Source organism: Catenovulum sediminis (assembly GCF_007289895.1).
Classification (GTDB): Bacteria; Pseudomonadota; Gammaproteobacteria; order Enterobacterales; family Alteromonadaceae; genus Catenovulum; species Catenovulum sediminis.
Window position 1 is genome coordinate 3,986,101 of the sequence record NZ_CP041660.1, and the last position, 16,106, is coordinate 4,002,206.

At 41.0% G+C, this 16,106-nt stretch carries 14 protein-coding genes; 6 read left to right on the forward strand and 8 right to left on the reverse strand.

The window, feature by feature from the left end; all coding sequences use genetic code 11:
* Positions 1-24 precede the first annotated feature (24 nt).
* On the forward strand, positions 25-462 hold the full coding sequence (locus FNT16_RS17010; RefSeq protein ID WP_143872711.1) for a BLUF domain-containing protein: 438 nt from the start codon (positions 25-27) through the stop codon (positions 460-462).
* A 45-nt stretch (positions 463-507) separates the two neighbouring features.
* Here FNT16_RS17010 and FNT16_RS17015 read toward each other — a convergent pair whose 3' ends face one another.
* The 3 genes from FNT16_RS17015 to prmB are packed head-to-tail and all read right to left on the reverse strand — an operon-like array spanning position 508 to position 3,726.
* Positions 508-1,653 (reverse strand): MFS transporter, encoded by a 1,146-nt coding sequence (locus FNT16_RS17015; RefSeq protein ID WP_143872712.1) that lies wholly within the window; start codon positions 1,651-1,653, stop codon positions 508-510.
* A 14-nt stretch (positions 1,654-1,667) separates the two neighbouring features.
* A complete protein-coding gene (gene aroC / locus FNT16_RS17020; protein WP_143872713.1) occupies positions 1,668-2,771 on the reverse strand; it encodes a chorismate synthase in 1,104 nt (367 codons plus the stop codon).
* A gap of 25 nt (positions 2,772-2,796) precedes the next feature.
* On the reverse strand, positions 2,797-3,726 hold the full coding sequence (gene prmB, locus FNT16_RS17025) for a 50S ribosomal protein L3 N(5)-glutamine methyltransferase (protein ID WP_143872714.1): 930 nt from the start codon (positions 3,724-3,726) through the stop codon (positions 2,797-2,799).
* A 60-nt stretch (positions 3,727-3,786) separates the two neighbouring features.
* Between prmB and smrB the strand changes: the two genes are divergently transcribed.
* Entirely contained in the window at positions 3,787-4,323 is a 537-nt protein-coding gene (smrB, locus tag FNT16_RS17030; protein WP_143872715.1) for an endonuclease SmrB, read from the forward strand.
* Between the two features lie 296 nt (positions 4,324-4,619).
* On the opposite strand, the gene sixA is transcribed toward smrB, so the two are convergent.
* On the reverse strand, positions 4,620-5,165 hold the full coding sequence (sixA, locus tag FNT16_RS17035; protein ID WP_246072265.1) for a phosphohistidine phosphatase SixA: 546 nt from the start codon (positions 5,163-5,165) through the stop codon (positions 4,620-4,622).
* A gap of 161 nt (positions 5,166-5,326) precedes the next feature.
* Between sixA and FNT16_RS17040 the strand changes: the two genes are divergently transcribed.
* On the forward strand, positions 5,327-8,107 hold the full coding sequence (locus tag FNT16_RS17040) for an insulinase family protein (protein ID WP_143872716.1): 2,781 nt from the start codon (positions 5,327-5,329) through the stop codon (positions 8,105-8,107).
* Here the strand turns inward: FNT16_RS17040 and FNT16_RS17045 are convergent.
* The 4 genes from FNT16_RS17045 to dnaK form a co-directional block, all read right to left on the reverse strand.
* Positions 8,097-8,519: an outer membrane protein assembly factor BamE gene (locus tag FNT16_RS17045; RefSeq protein ID WP_143872717.1), complete on the reverse strand. Its 423-nt coding sequence runs from the start codon at positions 8,517-8,519 to the stop codon at positions 8,097-8,099. The two genes, FNT16_RS17040 and FNT16_RS17045, sit on opposite strands and share 11 nt — an antisense overlap.
* Positions 8,520-8,534: 15 nt before the next feature.
* The gene (locus tag FNT16_RS17050) at positions 8,535-9,323 is read right to left on the reverse strand and encodes a M48 family metallopeptidase (protein ID WP_143872718.1); all 789 of its coding nucleotides are present in this window, start codon (positions 9,321-9,323) and stop codon (positions 8,535-8,537) included.
* Between the two features lie 59 nt (positions 9,324-9,382).
* Positions 9,383-10,510 (reverse strand): molecular chaperone DnaJ, encoded by a 1,128-nt coding sequence (dnaJ, locus tag FNT16_RS17055; protein ID WP_143872719.1) that lies wholly within the window; start codon positions 10,508-10,510, stop codon positions 9,383-9,385.
* Positions 10,511-10,638: 128 nt separating this feature from the next.
* The gene (dnaK, locus tag FNT16_RS17060; RefSeq protein WP_143872720.1) at positions 10,639-12,567 is read right to left on the reverse strand and encodes a molecular chaperone DnaK; all 1,929 of its coding nucleotides are present in this window, start codon (positions 12,565-12,567) and stop codon (positions 10,639-10,641) included.
* Positions 12,568-12,848: 281 nt separating this feature from the next.
* On the opposite strand from dnaK, the gene xthA reads away from it, so the two are divergent.
* The 3 genes from xthA to FNT16_RS17075 are packed head-to-tail and all read left to right on the forward strand — an operon-like array spanning position 12,849 to position 16,064.
* On the forward strand, positions 12,849-13,655 hold the full coding sequence (xthA, locus tag FNT16_RS17065; RefSeq protein WP_143872721.1) for an exodeoxyribonuclease III: 807 nt from the start codon (positions 12,849-12,851) through the stop codon (positions 13,653-13,655).
* A gap of 14 nt (positions 13,656-13,669) precedes the next feature.
* Positions 13,670-14,305 carry an energy-coupling factor ABC transporter permease gene (locus tag FNT16_RS17070; protein ID WP_143872722.1) on the forward strand — a complete coding sequence of 212 codons (636 nt, stop codon included), beginning with the start codon at positions 13,670-13,672 and terminating at the stop codon, positions 14,303-14,305.
* A 37-nt stretch (positions 14,306-14,342) separates the two neighbouring features.
* Entirely contained in the window at positions 14,343-16,064 is a 1,722-nt protein-coding gene (locus tag FNT16_RS17075; RefSeq protein WP_143872723.1) for a proline--tRNA ligase, read from the forward strand.
* Positions 16,065-16,106: the final 42 nt, after the last annotated feature.

A 16,106-nucleotide genomic window follows, 5' to 3' on the forward strand; every position in this document is an offset into this window, starting at 1 on the left:
CCCAACATAGTTTTAGGAGTTATCTTGATTTATCAGATTGCCTATTGGAGCAAAGCTAGCTACCCAATGAGTTTAATGGCATTGGATAAGCTTGTTGAAGAATCTGAAAAAAATAATCGGCAAAAGCAAATTACAGGGTTACTGTTGTACGGTGATAATACATTTTTTCAGTTTCTGGAAGGTGACTACCGAACCATTGAATCGCTGTACGATAAAATAACGCAAGACGAAAGACACTACCGAGCCACACGTATCGGTCAATGGTGTGTGAATAGTCGAATATTCAGTCAATGGTCAATGGGTTTTATCAAACTGCCCTCACCTAACCAAACTGAAAAATTTACTCAATACCAAAGATGGGGTAGTCAGCAATTTCTCGAAGCACCGCTTGAAATTAGACGACTGCTCTTACACTACGCAGATTTAGCATTTATAGAAGAGTTAAAAACCCGTACCATCTGAGCCGTTGAATGGATAACACGGCTTAGCAGATGGAGGCCGATCACTTTATCTGCGCAAATAGCGAGCGGCAAACAAGACAGAAAACATGACAATTACAGCGGAAAACATATAGGTCTGGTGATAATAATATTGCCAACTAATGCCCGCTAGCAAACTACCACAGGCGCCACCTAAACCGTACGAAAATGACAAATACCAAGCCTGCCCTTTAGCTTGAGTATCGCCTTTAAATTCAGCATGGATAAACTTTTGTGAGCAAACATGATACAAACCATAACTAAAAGCGTGAATAACCTGTATAACAATTAAAACTGCGGTAATCGATCCCCACCAACTTAAAGCAGCCCAGCGCACGGCTGTAATCGCTAAACAGAAAACAAACAACTGATACAAACTAAATTTAGCTAAAATGCGCCCGGCCAATAAAAAAATAATAATTTCAGCGACCACACCAACAGATATCAGTGCGCCAATTTGATAGCCGCTATATCCCTCCTCCGTCAAATAAATAGAGAAAAAACCATAATAAGAGGCAAAACTCAATTGCAACAAAAAGGAACAGAAGAAAAAAACCTGAATATGCTTTTGTTTGAGTATATAAAAAACAGAAACTGGTTTATCAACTTCATCTTGCACAGGGCTTGGTGGTAATCTAAAACTACTTATAAACAACAGCACCAACAACACAACTGTCATATACTCAACGCTGTCTACAATGCCATAAATTTCAAACATCCAGCCAGCAATAATAACAAAGCCAATGAAACTGATACTGCCCCACATTCGAACTCGGCTATAGGCTTGAGCATCACCTTGCAAAACGTTTTGACATATTGTTTCTAACTGAGGCAAAACCGCAGACCAGAAAAAAGCGAAACCACCTAACGCGATTAAAATCGCTATAAAATGATGGTTAAACAACAATAAAGAAAATGATAGAAGAGTGAACAAACAGCCAAACTGAATTCTAAATTTAGGTTCAGCCGATACAAAACCAATATTGGCCCAGACAGTCGGGCCAATAATCCGGCCAACCGTCATGACCGCCAGAGCGCTACCGATCATAAAAGGCTGTAAGGCTAAATTATGTAAATACAGGCCGATATAATGAGAGATTACACCTAAAATAGTGAAATAAGCGAAATATACCTGAGATAATCTCGCTTTATCGCTGCTTAGCCACGCACGCATTATTGCTCTAATTTCTAGTGCTCAGAATTGCGAGCAATGTCTGGCGTATTGGTCTGCACATCCATATTTTGCGCACGATGGCGTAATACATGATCCATTAAAGTGATGGCTAACATAGCTTCAGCAATTGGCACCGCACGGATCCCGACGCATGGATCGTGACGGCCTTTTGTCACCACCTCCATCGTTTCGCCATTAACATCAATGGTTTCTCCGGGGACAGAAATGCTGGAGGTTGCTTTAAGTGCAATGCTTGCAACAATTTCCTGACCAGTAGAAATACCACCTAACACACCGCCAGCATTGTTTGATTTAAAGCCATTTGGGGTCATTAAATCTCGATGTTCTGATCCTTTTTGTTCAATACAATCAAAACCAGCCCCTATTTCAACGCCTTTGACGGCATTGATGCTCATTAAAGAATGCGCGATTTCGGCATCTAATCTATCAAATACAGGTTCACCTAAACCGACAGGTACATTCGTCGCCGTTACCGTAACTTTTGCACCAATCGAATCACCTTGTTTTTTAAGGTCTCGCATATACTCATCTAAAGCATCTAACTTCGAATCATCCGGGAAAAAAAACGGGTTCAAGCTAACTTGAGACCAATCTAATTTCTCAGCTTTAATCGGGCCTAACTGTGATAAATACCCTCTCACTTCAATGCCAAATTTTTGCTTGAGGTATTTTTTTGCAATCGCCCCTGCGGCTACCCGCATCGCAGTTTCACGGGCGGATGAACGGCCTCCACCGCGATAATCACGAATACCGTATTTTTGATGGTAGGTATAATCAGCATGCCCGGGTCTAAACATATCTTTAATTTTAGAATAATCATGGCTGCGCTGATCGGTATTCTCAATTAACATGCCAATCGACGTACCCGTGGTTTTGCCTTCAAAAATCCCAGATAAAATTTTCACTTCATCGGCTTCTCGCCGTTGCGTGGTATATCTAGATGTCCCGGGTTTACGTCGGTCCAGCTCTAATTGAATTTCTTCAGCTGTAATTTCAATCCCCGGAGGGCAACCATCAACCACACAGCCTAATGCAATGCCATGGCTTTCACCAAAAGTTGATATGCTAAATAATTTGCCAATAGAATTACCTGACATTCGTTACCTCAAATTTTTAATCTTATTATTCGCCAGCGAAAATATTTTTGTACGCTACCAATTCTTCTCGAGTGAGCACAAAAACACCCATGCCGCCTTGTTCAAATTCAATCCAGTTAAAGTTTACATCCGGAAAAACGCTTTCCATATGTACCTGGCTATTGCCAACTTCAACAATTAAAACGCCCTGCTCGGATAAATGCTCAGGTGCTTGTTGCAATATTGTTTTCACGATATCTAAGCCGTCATGCCCTGCCGCCAACCCCATTTCTGGTTCATGCTTAAATTCGCTGGGTAAATCATCCATATCTTCCTGATCGACATAAGGCGGGTTAGAAACAATTAAATCATATTTTTGCCCCTGCACGCCGCTAAACACATCTGACTGGATAGGAATTACACGCTCCCACATTCCGTGATGTTCAACATTAATCTCACATACAGCTAAAGCGTCCTCACTTAAATCGACTGCATCAACCTCTGCATCTAAAAATTGATAGGCACAAGCAATAGCAATACAACCACTCCCAGTACATAAGTCTAAAATACGCTGCGGTTGCGCAGGTAAGTAAGCTTTAAATGATTGGTTAATTAACTCAGCGATCGGTGAACGAGGCACTAAAACGCGCTCATCAACATAATAAGGTCTATCACAAAACCAGGCAGTATTGGTAATATAAGACAGAGGCTTTTGTTCATTAATTCGCTCAATCGCCCAAGAGAAAATCAATTCTTTTTCTTCATATGTTAAGCGAGCCGCATCGATTTGTGGATTCGGCGCCTCTGCAAGTGATAAAGCTTGGTAAACTAAGCTATAAGCTTCATCCCACGGGTTATCTGTGCCATGACCAAAATAAACATCTGATCGATTAAAACTTGAAGCCAACCAGCGGACAAAATCGAAAGTTGTATGCAAGTCTTGCAATACAAGTTGACGTTGTTGCTCATCTAACATTGAATTATATAGCCTGATTAATAGATAATAGCCCGCTATTGTACACTAGAATTTATTGAAATGACGGAAAAATCACGACCAGACGAACAAGACCTCGCGTTTTTTAAAGAAGCAATTGCTGGCATTAAACCGCTTACGCAAGATAAGGTCGTGCTTAAAGAGAAAAAAACCAAAGTCGATAAAAAAGTTTTAGAAAATAAAGAAGCTGTCCAACAAGCCACTTTTTATTTTTCCGATCAGTTTGTTCCGCACTTTAACCCAGAAAAAGCAATTCAATATGTCCAGTCTGGATATCCATCAGATTTAGCGAAACAACTGAGAAAAGGTCACCACTACCCTGAATTAATTTTAGATTTGCATGGTATGACACAGGCCAATGCAAAACTAGAAATCGCGGCACTCATTAACGAAGCGAAAAAACAACATGTGAGTTGTGTCTGTTTAGTACATGGAATTGGTAGTGGTATTTTAAAACGCCGATGCCCTGCGTGGCTGGTGCAACATCCAGATGTAGCTGCGATACATCAAGCGCCTTTAGAATGGGGTGGAGACGGCGCTTTGTTAGTGTTACTGGATATAGGCCAAGATTTTATATAACCGGCATTCACTTAACTCGACCAGTATGCGCTAGGGCGTGTTGATCTTTGTGTTATTTTTGAGCAATAGGCTATTTTAATCATTAACAAAGCAGAATGAGTGGGGTTTAGTCATTCTAAATAAACGAATTCTAATGCCGTTAAGGGTTAAAATAGCCATTGCCCTTCGGGCTGAGGCCAAAATGGTCTTATGCAGCGTTAGAAATAACTTATTTAGATGACTAAACTTCATTATTTCTGCCTTGCCTAAGACCATTTTTTCTCTCAGCTCAAATTATAAACAAAGATAAACACGCCCTAGGCTCTTAGAGGAATATCGTTCGGCACTTGTGCTGGTGAAATAATTTGCTCTAAATGCCCTTTAATATGGTCTTTCGAAAGGTTTAACACCGCTGTTGTTCCTGTCGCAAACAAAGGACAAGGTTCTACGACCAACTCATCGACCAAATGGCACACTAGTGGCAAATGCGAAACAACCAGTACATTATCTAAACCATCACTGTAGGCTTGAATGACTGACAGGCTGGTTTCTACATCAGCTTCTGGCTGAAGTTCAGTTAAATAAACAAACTGTTTACAGCGAATCCCTTGCGCCTGCATCGATTCCCATGTTTGAATCGCGCGGTTAAATGGACTCATTAACACTAAATCAAACTGCTCGCATTGTTGGGCAATCCAGCGCCCCATTCGAATACTTTCTTGACGGCCGTTGTGATTTAAATTACGGCTACTATCATTATGAGAATGCTGCTCAGCTTCCCCATGTCTTACGATAAATAAATGCATATGCCAACATATTTCAGCTCTAGGCTGACGTTTAAATGAGTTTAGTTGCGAAATCATCTAGGTCGCGTAATATTACCAATCAGTCATCTACTGACCAGTACCAAATAAAATAAAACACTTGAGCGCAAAAATATAGTAAAAAAATATAAAATTTGTGACTGTGTGCGCCTAAATGCGTATTAAACTAATAAAGTTGCTATTTTGATTAAGGATTAAACGTGATAAAGACCAGTAAACATGACAAGCAGAACTACCTGCATTTTCAACTCGATTCTGGTTTGCGAATTTTAGTGGTTGAAACGCCTAACTCAAACCGTTTCGCGGCCGCGGTTGCGATTAAAGCGGGCCACTTTAATGATCCTCAAGATTGCCCAGGTTTAACTCACTTACTAGAACATATGTTATTCCAAGGCACTGAAGTTTTTCCAAGTCAAACACATGATTTTATGCACGTTGTAAATAACTGTGGTGGACGTGCTAATGCTTGGACCAGTCAGGAGTATATGAACTTTTATTACGATGTTAATGCACAGTTTGCAGAGCCTAGTTTACAACATTTCAGTCGGTTTTTCGTTTGTCCTGAATTTTCTCAAGAAAAAATTGAGCAAGAAGTAGCAGCAATTGAATCTGAATTTAAACTAAAACAACGGGATGAAATCAGAAGACTTAACGAAGTTCACAAAGAAACCTGTAATTCTGAACACCCTTTTAGTCAATTTTCAGTCGGCAACGCTGAAACATTGGTCGATAATAGTTTTTATACAATACGCCAACGTTTGATGGAACATTTTGAGCATTACTTTACGGCTGACAACATGACCTTGGTTGTTTCTGCGCCATTTGCTTGTGAAGAAAGCAAAAACTTAATTGAAACTTACTTTGAAGATATCGCTGTTTCAAAAAGCTTAAAAAGCGCACCCTTACCACCATTGTTTGTGGCTGAAAATCTTGCGGTTCAAATTGATGTTCGTCCACTTAAGAATATTAAGCGTGCCATTTATACATTTATTTTACCGAGTGAAGAACCTGATTATAGCGCTAAAAGTATCACCTACCTAAGCTGTTTGATTGGCCACGAGTGTGACGGAAGTCTGTATTGTTTATTAAAAGATGCAGGCTTAGCAAATGGTTTAACAGCCGGCTGTGGTTTAGATGATGGCGAGAGTTTAGAGTTTAATATTAGTGTTCAGTTAACTGACTACGGTTCTCAAAATTTGGATAAGCTCAGCGAGCGACTCTTTGCTTATATCAATACCATACGTGAAATCGATTTTGCACCACATATATATAACGAAAAGAAAAAACTAGCAGAAATCGCCTTTTTGCACATGGAGCCTGCAAAACCAATAGAATGGGTCAGTCAACTTTCATTAAAAATGCATCAATATCCAATTGAAGAAGTGATACATGGTGACTACCAAATGTCAGGCGTGAATCGTGATTGGTTAAAACAAGCGCTCGCAGCTTTAACGCCTGAATCATTAAGATTAGTTGTACTGACGCCAGAATCGAAATTTGATCACATTTCTCATTATTATCAAACGCCCTATAGAATTAGCCGGCTTGATCGAGAAGATATGCAAAAATGGGCCAGCGCGCGTTTAGCAACCCCGTTAAAACTGCCTGAACCCAATCCTTATATTCCAGATAGAGTTGAAGCATTAGACTCTTGTCATGCTGATAATGAACCACAAAAATTAATTGAAGAAAATGGCGTGACGGTTTGGTTTAAACAAGATCAAAAGTTTCGCTTACCTCATGGTCATATTTATGTTTCGTTAGACCTACCCAATAGTCAGGGAACCGCTAGAAAACATGCTATGACGCGCTTGTTCATTGAAATTATGATGGATGACGTTATCAGCGAAAATTACCCGGCTGAGGCCGCTGGCTTGTGTTATAACATTTCGCCACATCAAGGCGGTTTAACCTTACACTTTAACGGTTATTCGCAAAAACAAGCTGCATTTGTAAGCCGAGTCCTAAGCCAACTTAGGTTACGCCGATTTACCGAACAAAATTTTAATCAAATCAAGCAAAAACTTTTAGCGAGTTGGCGCAATCACCAACACATCAAACCCGCAAATGCATTGTTTAGCCAATTGTCCTGTATGTTACAAAACAACCAATTTGCTTCTGATATCTTAGCGCAGCATCTAAGTGACGTTGAGTTTGGCGAGTATGCTGAATTTGTCGTCCATCTGTTTGACCGCGTAAACCTTGAAGCGATGATTTTTGGCGACTGGGATATGGCACAAGCCATTCAGATTGCCGAAGATATCCGCAAAAGTTTGTATACACGCAGTAAATCAGCCGGAGAAGTGGCACGCAAAGTGTTCGCGTTGCAAGAACAAGAATATAGCTACCACTTAACAACAAGCCATAGCGATGTGGCCGTCATTAACTATTTTCAAGCAGATGAAGTTAACGAGTATACAACTGCGCTATATATGCTTCTAAATCAAATTTTATCACCTATTGCCTTTCATGATTTACGTAAAGAAAAGCAGCTAGGATACATGGTTGGCAGTGCATATTTCCCAATCAACTTGTGCCCGGGCCTCATTATTTACATTCAATCAGATAATAAAAACATTTGGGATATCCAAGATAATATCGATGATTTACTAGAAAAGTTACCCTCGTATTTTGAACAACTAGACGAAGAAAAATGGTCAAATATCCAACAAGGATTAATACACCAGTTAAACGAACAAGATACCAGTCTTCGCGCATGCGCACAAAGATACTGGATGTCGATTGGTTTAAAAGATAAAAATTTCAGACGTCGAGATAAAATATGCGGTTGGATTACGGATATTGGATTAGAAGAAATGATTGAACAAGCGCAATTGATTTTTGCAAAAAAAGAGTATGGTTATAAACGGTTAGTATTAACCAGTAATCAAGATCAAGCGATTAACCAGCAATTAGATGTGGTAAATTCATTTGAAATCACTCGTCACTTTCAAAATCAATGTGGACTGGTTAATTTGTAAGTGCGTAGGCGGATTCATAACGATAATACATAATAATATTTTTTGTATTATCAAAACGAACAACTAAATATTGATAATCAGAGCGATTTAAATCGTAACTCAACAAATAATAATTTTCTTGCGCGGTGAAATGCTCGGGCTGACCCAATAACCGTTCAGTTTCCGTTCGACTCATACCATTTTGCAAATGATTTTGCAGTAAATCCAGATACATAGTTTGGCGGGGATTAGCCATTGAATAATCGCCCGCGCCTTTTGACCAAACCAAAGGATTAAAAGCAAATGTCTGTTGCTGCACCAACTGCCCCGGTGCAGGTCGTAAATACTCAAACCAGACATAAAAGACGGCCAATGAGAGGCCGCCAATAACCCAGGTAATGATTCGGATTGATTTATAAATATTGTTGCTCATGCCAACAGTTTTAATCTAACGACGACAATTTGGTCTTGGATACAACGCTTTGACACCTTGCGCTCTAAACTTTTCGATATGTTCGGCAAGGTTATTAATACGTGTATCCGGTGCAGGGTGAGTGGATAAAATCTCCATCGGACGCTCTCCGCCCAACGCATTCATATTTTTCCACAACTCCATCGACTCTTCCGCTTTAAAACCTGCTTGCATCAAGTATTTTAAACCAATGACGTCGGCTTCTGATTCATGTGTTCTGCTATAAGGTAATAGCACACCATATTGCGCACCTAAGCCCAATACAGACATAGTCGCTTGTTGATATTCAGTGCCTTGAGTCGCAGCAGCCCCTAATTTAAGTGCCATTTGTGCCGCAGTATTATGCGATACACGCTCTGCACCATGACTTGCAATGACATGTCCTACTTCATGTCCCATAATTGCGGCTAATTGGTCGGCATTTTCGGCAACATTTAATATGCCGGTATATACGCCAATTTTACGGCCCGGCAAAGCAAATGCATTTACTTGCTCACTATCAAAAACAACCACTTCCCAGTCGCTGCGCCATTCATCTGGCAATACTTTAATAATCTGATCTGCAACGCAACCCACATATTGATTTAACTTTGGATCTGTTGAAACTTTTTGTTCTTGCTTGATGGTCTCAAAACTTTCCAAGCCCATTTGAGCCATTTTATCACCGTCAAATAAGATTAATTGACTACGACCTGTAGGTGATTTGGCACATCCTAAACTAACGAGTAGCACTGCTGCTAAACCTAAAGAAATAAATTTTTTCATTTCGAAGTTCCTGTTTTCCATAAAAAAAGCCACCGCTTGGTGGCTTAATTTTAGCGCTTTTAGTTGCGTAAGTCGTCAAAGAATCGCTTTACACCATCAAAAAAGCCGGTTTCTTTTGGTCGGTGTCGAGCACTACCACCTTCCATTTCCGTTTCTAACTGGCGTAAAATATCTTTCTGAGCATCGGTTAAATGTACAGGGGTTTCAACAACGACTTTGCAAATTAAGTCTCCAACAACACCACCACGTACTGATTTCACACCTTTACCACGCATTCTGAACATACGTCCAGTTTGTGTTTCTTCTGGTATTTTTAGCTTAACTTTGCCATCTAATGTTGGTACGTGGATCTCACCACCTAAAGCGGCCGTAGTAAACCCAATAGGCACTTCGCAATACAAGTTACTACCATCACGTTCAAATATAGCATGGTCGCGCACATGCACCTGCACATATAAATCACCGGCTGGTGCACCATTAGCCCCAGCTTCACCTTCGCCAGATAAACGAATACGATCCCCGGTATCAACACCAGCAGGAATTTTAACTGACAAGGTTTTGCTTTTCTGCACTCGGCCTTGCCCCGAACAACTTCGGCATGGATCGCTAATAACTTGCCCTTTACCGTGACAAGTCGGACAGGTTTGCTGTACGGCAAAGAAGCCCTGCCGCATTTGCACTTGGCCCGCGCCATGGCAGGTAGAACAGGTTGTTGGTTTGCTGCCCGCTTTCGCGCCAGAACCGTCACAAGGCTCACAAGCAACCCAAGTCGGTACTTTAATCTCAACGTCTTTACCACGCACTGCATCTTCAAGCGTGAGTTCTAAGTTATAACGTAAATCAGAGCCGCGCTGTGCACGTGATTGACGACGGCCACCACCGCCACCAAAAATATCACCAAAAACATCGCCAAAGATATCAGAAAAGTCTTGTGGACCACCGCCACCACCGCCCATTTGCGGATCTACACCTGCATGGCCATATTGGTCATAACGCGCTTTAAGATCGGGTGTACTTAGTACCTCATAAGCTTCTTTAATTTCCTTAAATTTTTCTTCTGACTCTTTATCCCCCTTAGTTCTATCCGGGTGATATTTCATAGCCAGCCGCTTATAGGCTTTTTTGATATCTCTCTCACCAGCGCCTTTATCTAGCCCTAGTACTTCATAATAATCGCGTTTCGACATATAACTCGCTCGGTCAGGTTACTGTTTAACGTGCAAAACGGGTGCAAGCACCCGTTTAAAGTTAAATCTTGTATAACCCACCTTTAATTTAAATAGAGGTGGGTTATTTTCAATGGGACGAAAAACTATTATTTGTTATCGTCTTTTACTTCTTCAAACTCTGCATCCACTACATCATCAGCGGCATCTTTTGGCTCTGCAGCATCTGCAGCACCAGCTTGTGCACCACCTTCAGCTTGAGCTTTAGCTTGAGCGATTTCCATTAGTTTCGCAGAAGCCTGAATTAAAGCTTGAGATTTAGCTTCGATCTCATCTTTATCGGTGCCTTTTAAAGCGGTCTCTAATTCAGTGATCGCCGTTTCAATGGCTTCTTTGTCATTTGCAGCTAAATCGCTACCCGCTTCTTCAATTTGTTTTTTAGTCGCGTGTACCAAACCATCAGCTTGGTTACGAGCTTGCACTAATTCTTCAAATTTCTTATCTGAATCGGCATTCGCTTCCGCTTCGCGTACCATTTTTTCGACTTCTTCGTCCGTTAAACCAGAAGAGGCTTTAATGGTAATCTTCTGCTCTTTACCGGTATCTTTATCTTTAGCTGATACGTGTAAAATACCGTCCGCATCAATATCAAAAGTAACTTCAATTTGCGGCACACCACGTGGTGCTGGACGAATACCTTCTAGGTTAAATTGACCTAGAGACTTGTTTGCACTGGCTTGCTTACGCTCACCCTGAATAACGTGAACGGTAACCGCTGATTGATTATCGTCTGCTGTTGAGAAAGTTTGTGACTTCTTAGTTGGGATAGTCGTATTTTTCTCAATCAAGGTTGTCATCACACCACCCATAGTCTCAATACCAAGAGACAATGGAGAAACGTCCAGTAACAATACGTCCGTTACATCACCTGATAATACACCACCTTGAACAGCTGCACCGACAGCAACCGCTTCATCAGGGTTGACATCTTTACGTGGTGCTTTGCCAAAGAAATCAGCAACGGCTTTTTGGACAAGCGGCATACGAGTCTGACCACCAACCAAGATAACATCATTAATGTCACCTACTGATAAATCAGCATCTTTTAATGCTTGTTTTAATGGTTCAAGGGTTGCTTTCACCATATCATCGACCAAAGACTCTAATTTAGAACGAGTCACTTTGATATTTAAATGTTTTGGACCTGAAGCATCAGCTGTGATGTACGGCAAGTTAACTTCAGTTTGCTGTGCAGATGATAACTCAATTTTCGCTTTTTCAGCAGCTTCTTTAAGACGTTGCATTGCAAGTGGGTCTTTTTTAAGGTCAAAACCTTGATCTGCTTTAAACTGGTCAACTAAGTAGTTGATTAAGCGGTTATCGAAATCTTCACCACCTAAGTGCGTATCACCGTTAGTCGCCAATACTTCAAAAGTGTGCTCGCCATCTACTTCATCAATTTCGATGATTGAAATATCAAACGTACCACCACCTAAATCGTATACCGCAATAACGTTATCGCCAGACTTTTTGTCCATACCGTAAGCTAATGCAGCGGCTGTTGGCTCGTTAATGATACGCTTAACTTCTAAACCTGCGATACGGCCAGCATCTTTTGTTGCTTGTCGCTGAGCATCGTTAAAATAAGCTGGAACTGTAATAACAGCACCGGTCACTTCTTCACCTAAATAGTCTTCTGCAGTTTTTTTCATTTTTTTCAAAACTTCTGCAGAAACTTGAGGTGGTGCCATTTTCTGGCCCTTAACTTCAACCCATGCATCACCGTTTTCAGCGCCGGTAATTTTGAACGGCATAATATCAACATCACGTTGAACTTCTTTGTCGGTGAAACGACGACCGATTAAACGCTTAATCGCGAATAATGTATTTTGCGGGTTAGTAACAGCTTGACGCTTAGCGGGTTGACCCACTAACGTTTCACCGTCATCTGTGTATGCGATTACTGAAGGGGTTGTGCGATCCCCTTCTGCATTTTCAATAACTTTTGCGCTGTCGCCATCTAAAACAGCAACACATGAATTGGTAGTACCTAAGTCAATACCGATGATTTTACCCATCTGGAAAATCTCCGAATTTATAAATTACATTAAAACCTGCTTTTTTAGTGGGGTCTTTTAAAATTAATTCAACACCCAAAGCTAAAAAAATCCGTTGTGCTTAGTCTGAAAACTAAACCGCTTTAAATTAGCGTTGACCTGTATGTAAGGTTGCTTTTGAGCTTTTCAAGCAAAAGATTAAAATTAATTGTACTTTTCGCTATTTTTCTACATGTCAATTTGCGAAAACCGACGCAAATCTCTAAACTTGCCGCCATTAAAAATTTATCAACAGATGTCTCATGAAAATAATCTCGTTTAACATAAATGGCCTCAGAGCACGCTTGCATCAATTACAAGCTTTAATCGACAAACACCAACCAGACGTTATTGGCTTACAAGAAATAAAAGTCCATGATGATGCATTTCCACTCGCTGACGTTGAAAAAATGGGATACCACGTCGAGTTTCACGGCCAAAAAGCCCATTATGGTGTTGCCTTAATGTCGAAGAAAAAACCTTTATTTGTCCAAAAAGGGTTTCGTACAGATGAAGAAGATGCACAGCGACGCATGATTATTGCGAGCTACGAAGATGAAAATGGCGAACCCGTTACGGTTTTCAACGGTTATTTTCCGCAAGGTGAAAACCGTGAGCATCCAATTAAATTTCCTGCAAAGCAGAAATTCTACACCGATTTGATGGCTGAGCTGGAAAACAACTACCAACCTGATCAAGCCATTGCCATTATTGGCGATATGAACATTTCGCATACGGATTTAGATATTGGTATAGGTCCGCAAAACGCTAAACGCTGGCTAAAAACCGGTAAATGTTCTTTTTTACCGGAAGAGCGTGAATGGCTAAACACACTGTTGGATTGGGGGTTTGTCGATACCTATCGTCAACTCAATCCGGAAACGACCGAACGTTACAGCTGGTTTGATTACCGCTCGAGAGGTTTCGACGATAACCGTGGGCTGCGCATTGATCTGATTTTAGCAACCCCTTCGTTAGCAGCCCGCACCGCAGAAAGTGATATCGACTATGAACTGCGCGGTATTGATAAACCGTCTGATCATGCTCCGATTTGGACAACCTTTAAATAACAGGCGATACGTTAATGCTATTGGTGAGCTTTGCTGTAATTGCATTGTTACTTTATTTAAACTTTGATAAAGCGACCTTAAATCTATTGTTGCGTGAAAAGAATAAACAGCATTTATTCTTTGGTTTTAGCGCACTAATAACCATTTTATGGTCGATTCAGGCAAGTATATACGAAGGTCTATACGTCCACTTTTTATGGCTCACTGCCTGTACATTGTTTCTTGGCCCACGTCTTGCGATTTACGCAGGTTTTATTGCATTAGCGTTAAATTGCATATTGGGTAATTACCCTTGGGATATGATGGCTGTGCATTTTATTGCAGGTGTCATCATTCCTGTGCTGAGCAGTTATTTAGTGTATGTCATCAGTTTTCACAAATTGCCCAGACATTTTTTTATCTATGTTTTTGTCTGCGGCTTTTTTGCCGGAGCATTGGCAATTGGCGCAAAAATGCTGACATTATCCGTATTTTTCTGGGCCACTGGGTTTTACCCCTGGTCTACTATTTTTGACAACTATCTAATATTGTTGGTTCTGCTGGCTTTTCCTGAAGCGATGTTAAACGGCATGACCATGAGCATCGGTATAGTATATACTCCGCAGTGGGTCAGAACCTTTTATGACAATCAGTACCTCAATGACAAATAATTTTTAATACTTTCATTTTTATGGGATGTTAGCCGCAATGCGCACAACTCAATATTTATTATCGACACTAAAAGAAACGCCATCTGATGCTGAAGTAATCAGTCATCAGCTTATGTTACGTGCGGGTATGATCCGCAAACTTGCCTCGGGTTTATACACTTGGTTACCAAGCGGCCTGAAAGTTTTACGTAAAGTAGAACAAATCGTTCGTGAAGAAATGAACAAAGCCGGTGCAATAGAAGTGCTGATGCCAGTGGTACAACCTGCTGATTTATGGGAAGAGTCGGGTCGTTGGGAAAAATTTGGTCCTGAGTTATTGCGCATCAAAGACCGCCATGAGCGCCCATTTTTACTTGGCCCAACACACGAAGAAGTTATCACTGAGTTGGTCCGCAAGGAAATTAGCAGTTACAAACAACTACCTGTTAATTTATACCAAGTGCAAACTAAATTTCGCGACGAAGTACGCCCCAGATTTGGCGTAATGCGTGCGCGTGAGTTTTTAATGAAAGATGCCTACTCTTTCCACCTCACAGAAGACTGTTTAGAAAAAACATATCAAGCAATGCATCAGGCTTACTGCAATATATTTGATCGTTTAGGTTTAGAGTATCGCCCAGTATTGGCTGACACTGGCTCAATAGGCGGCAGTACTTCACATGAATTCCATGTTTTAGCAGACAGTGGTGAAGATGCGATAGTCTTCAGTGATGGCAGTGATTATGCTGCCAATATAGAAAAAGCTGAAGCTTTACCGCCTCAAGGTGAGAGGCCCGCCGCAACGCAAAATCAAGAAAAAATAGCGACACCCAATACTCATAGCATAGCGCAAGTGTGCGAGCGACTGAAAATTGATGCATCTCAAACGGTTAAAACATTATTAGTGGTTGGCGCTAACGCTGAAGGTGAAGAGCAAGGCGTTGTCGCTTTAGTGGTGCGTGGCGATCACGAATTGAATGAAGTCAAAGCGGAAAAGCTTGAAAATGTATTTTCCCCACTGACAATGGCAAATGAAGCTCAGATACAACAAGCGGTGAATTGCAGTGCTGGTTCAATCGGTCCGGTCGATTTAAACATTCCTGTTATTGTCGATCACAGCGCTGCACATTTAGCGGATTTTGTCGCTGGAGCCAATGAAGACGGTTTCCACTTTACCGGTTTAAACTGGGATCGAGATATCAGTCACTATCAAGTTGCCGACATTCGCAATGTCGTAGAGGGCGATCCGAGTCCATGTGGCACAGGTAAATTAAGTATTAAACGTGGTATCGAAGTTGGTCATATCTTCCAATTAGGTACAAAATATAGTGAAGCAATGAAAGCCGGCGTGTTAACCGAAAGTGGTAAACATGAAACTCTAACGATGGGTTGTTATGGTATCGGGGTATCTCGCATCGTCGCAGCCGCAATTGAGCAAAATCACGATAAATTTGGCATCAAATGGCCTGCTGCAATAGCACCATTCCAAGTGTGCGTATTGCCAATGAACATGCACAAATCACATCGTATCCCTGACGTGGCCAATAAACTCTACACAGACCTACAACAAGCAGGCTACGAAGTACTCTTTGACGATCGTAAAGAGCGCCCTGGCGTCATGTTTGCTGATATGGAGCTAATCGGCGTCCCTCATGTTATCGTCATTGGTGAGCGTAACTTAGACGAAGGTTTAGTGGAATATAAAAACCGTCAAACCGGTGAAAAACAAACAATTAAAATCGAAGACGTGCTCTCATTTATTCAACAGCAAATGGTCTAACCTCATAGTTTAATCATTTACGGTTATTCGATTTCTGTACAA